2 protein-coding genes are annotated in these 3,310 nt (G+C 68.7%); both read left to right on the top strand.

Annotation, left to right across the window (positions count from 1 at the left end; all coding sequences use genetic code 11):
- Positions 1-255 precede the first annotated feature (255 nt).
- Positions 256-1,569, top strand: coding sequence for an IS110 family transposase (locus tag AB0D85_RS52095; protein WP_362338715.1), 1,314 nt, complete (start codon positions 256-258; stop codon positions 1,567-1,569).
- 338 nt (positions 1,570-1,907) lie between these two features.
- Positions 1,908-3,221: an IS110 family transposase gene (locus AB0D85_RS52090; protein ID WP_362338715.1), complete on the top strand. Its 1,314-nt coding sequence runs from the start codon at positions 1,908-1,910 to the stop codon at positions 3,219-3,221.
- The last annotated feature ends 89 nt before the right edge of the window (positions 3,222-3,310 follow it).

Genomic DNA, 3,310 nt, shown 5'->3' with positions numbered 1-3,310 from the left:
CCAAGTTGATGTGACGCGTTGCCCGCGCCGTGGTGACAGCGCGAAAATCGGTCGTGGGTGCCGCTCGGGTCCGACGTCGGTGGCCTCTTGGCCTGCTGAGCCCGTTACCAAGTCTGATGCCGAGGCCGCACCGTGGGGCAGTGACATGTTGCTTCGAGCACGCCGGCCAGATTCGGCATCCCCCTGCGGCTTCCCCCGGGCGGCACCCGCCGACAGCACCCCGTCGGGGTGACGGACACGGGAGGGAGTGCGGTGATGGACGGTCAGATCGAGGTGTCCGAGCTGGAGGTGGGTGATGAACTGATCGCGCGGGTCGCCGCGCTGGACATCGCCAAGGCGTCGGCGATGGTGTGCACACGGGTACCTGGCGGCGGAAGCCGTAAGCGCCAGGAGATCCAGAAGGTTGGTGCGACGACTGCGGCGATCCTGGAGCTGGCCGACCACCTGATCTGCCAGGGCGTCGAACTGGTCGTCATGGAGTCCACCTCGGACTACTGGCGCCCCTTCTACTACCTGCTCGAGGACCGGGGCCTTGCGTGCTGGCTGGTCAACGCCCGCGACGTCAAGAACGTCCCGGGCCGACCCAAGACCGACAAGCTGGACGCCGTCTGGCTGGCCAAGCTCGCCGAACGCGGCATGCTCCGACGCTCCTTCGTACCGCCCGCTGCGGTGCGTCAGCTGCGGGACCTCACCCGCGCCCGCGCCGTGCTCACCGCCGACCGCACTGCCTACAAGGAACGTGTCGAGAAGGTCCTGGAAGACGCCCAGATCAAGCTGTCCACCGTGGTCAGTGACATCTTCGGCGTCTCTGGACGGGCGATGCTCGAAGCAATGATCGCTGGGGAACGCAGCCCCAGGGCCTTGGCCGACCTGGCCCGCGGCGCCATGCGGGCCAAGCGTGACGATCTCACCGAGGCGTTACGGGGCCGGTTCGACACCCACCACGGCTACCTGATCCGCCTCTACCTGGAGGACATCGACCGTCTGGACGCCCAGATCGCCGACCTGGGCGTGCACATCCAGACGGCCGTCCGGGAACAGGACCCCGCCGGCCCCGATCCCGGCAACGGCCTGCGGATGCCGCTGCTGGAACGGCTGGCCGAGATCCCGGGCGTCGGACGCGTCACCGCGCAGAACATCCTGGCGGAGACGGGTTTCGACATGAGTGTCTTCCCCACCCCCGGGCACCTGGCTTCCTGGGCCAAGCTGACTCCGCGCACCCTGCAGTCCGGGGCGAAGAACACCTCCGGCGGCACCGGACACGGCAACCCCTGGCTGCGACGAGCCCTCGGGCAGGCCGCCGTCAGCGCCGGCAGGAGCCAGAGCTTCCTCGGTGCCCGCTACCGGCGCCTGGTCAAACGCAAGCCCAAGAAGAAGGCCCAGGCCGCATTGGCCCGCAACCTCCTCGAGATGGTCTGGCAGCTGATCGCCGACCCCGACGCCCGCTATCACGACCTCGGCAGCGACTGGTACGAGCGCCGCACCGACCCCGACCGCCGCACCCGCGAACTCGTCCGCCAGCTCGAACGACTCGGCAACACCGTCACCCTGACCTCCAGCCCAGCCTGACCGGACACCCGTCCCCACGTCCGCCACCAACACCCTGAGCACGGAACAGGCATCAGCGCGCCCGCGTTTCCTGTGATTTTCCGGCCAGTTGATGTGACGCGTTGCCCGCGCCGTGGTGACAGCGCGAAAATCGGTCGTGGGTGCCGCTCGGGTCCGACGTCGGTGGCCTCTTGGCCTGCTGAGCCCGTTACCAAGTCTGATGCCGAGGCCGCACCGTGGGGCAGTGACATGTTGCTTCGAGCACGCCGGCCAGATTCGGCATCCCCCTGCGGCTTCCCCCGGGCGGCACCCGCCGACAGCACCCCGTCGGGGTGACGGACACGGGAGGGAGTGCGGTGATGGACGGTCAGATCGAGGTGTCCGAGCTGGAGGTGGGTGATGAACTGATCGCGCGGGTCGCCGCGCTGGACATCGCCAAGGCGTCGGCGATGGTGTGCACACGGGTACCTGGCGGCGGAAGCCGTAAGCGCCAGGAGATCCAGAAGGTTGGTGCGACGACTGCGGCGATCCTGGAGCTGGCCGACCACCTGATCTGCCAGGGCGTCGAACTGGTCGTCATGGAGTCCACCTCGGACTACTGGCGCCCCTTCTACTACCTGCTCGAGGACCGGGGCCTTGCGTGCTGGCTGGTCAACGCCCGCGACGTCAAGAACGTCCCGGGCCGACCCAAGACCGACAAGCTGGACGCCGTCTGGCTGGCCAAGCTCGCCGAACGCGGCATGCTCCGACGCTCCTTCGTACCGCCCGCTGCGGTGCGTCAGCTGCGGGACCTCACCCGCGCCCGCGCCGTGCTCACCGCCGACCGCACTGCCTACAAGGAACGTGTCGAGAAGGTCCTGGAAGACGCCCAGATCAAGCTGTCCACCGTGGTCAGTGACATCTTCGGCGTCTCTGGACGGGCGATGCTCGAAGCAATGATCGCTGGGGAACGCAGCCCCAGGGCCTTGGCCGACCTGGCCCGCGGCGCCATGCGGGCCAAGCGTGACGATCTCACCGAGGCGTTACGGGGCCGGTTCGACACCCACCACGGCTACCTGATCCGCCTCTACCTGGAGGACATCGACCGTCTGGACGCCCAGATCGCCGACCTGGGCGTGCACATCCAGACGGCCGTCCGGGAACAGGACCCCGCCGGCCCCGATCCCGGCAACGGCCTGCGGATGCCGCTGCTGGAACGGCTGGCCGAGATCCCGGGCGTCGGACGCGTCACCGCGCAGAACATCCTGGCGGAGACGGGTTTCGACATGAGTGTCTTCCCCACCCCCGGGCACCTGGCTTCCTGGGCCAAGCTGACTCCGCGCACCCTGCAGTCCGGGGCGAAGAACACCTCCGGCGGCACCGGACACGGCAACCCCTGGCTGCGACGAGCCCTCGGGCAGGCCGCCGTCAGCGCCGGCAGGAGCCAGAGCTTCCTCGGTGCCCGCTACCGGCGCCTGGTCAAACGCAAGCCCAAGAAGAAGGCCCAGGCCGCATTGGCCCGCAACCTCCTCGAGATGGTCTGGCAGCTGATCGCCGACCCCGACGCCCGCTATCACGACCTCGGCAGCGACTGGTACGAGCGCCGCACCGACCCCGACCGCCGCACCCGCGAACTCGTCCGCCAGCTCGAACGACTCGGCAACACCGTCACCCTGACCTCCAGCCCAGCCTGACCGGACACCCGTCCCCACGTCCGCCACCAACACCCTGAGCACGGAACAGGCATCAGCGCGCCCGCGTTTCCTGTGATTTTCCGGCCAGA

It is taken from the genome of Streptomyces sp. NPDC048277 (assembly GCF_040652235.1).
GTDB lineage: Bacteria > Actinomycetota > Actinomycetes > Streptomycetales > Streptomycetaceae > Streptomyces.
Note: the sequence above shows the minus strand (reverse complement) of the source record. Positions and strands in the feature narration are given on the sequence as shown.

Excerpts from the sequence above, each read along its gene's own strand:
- AB0D85_RS52095 (WP_362338715.1), top strand. The coding sequence starts at position 256 with ATGGACGGTCAGATCGAGGTGTCCGAGCTGGAGGTGGGTGATGAACTG.
- AB0D85_RS52090 (WP_362338715.1), top strand. The coding sequence starts at position 1,908 with ATGGACGGTCAGATCGAGGTGTCCGAGCTGGAGGTGGGTGATGAACTG.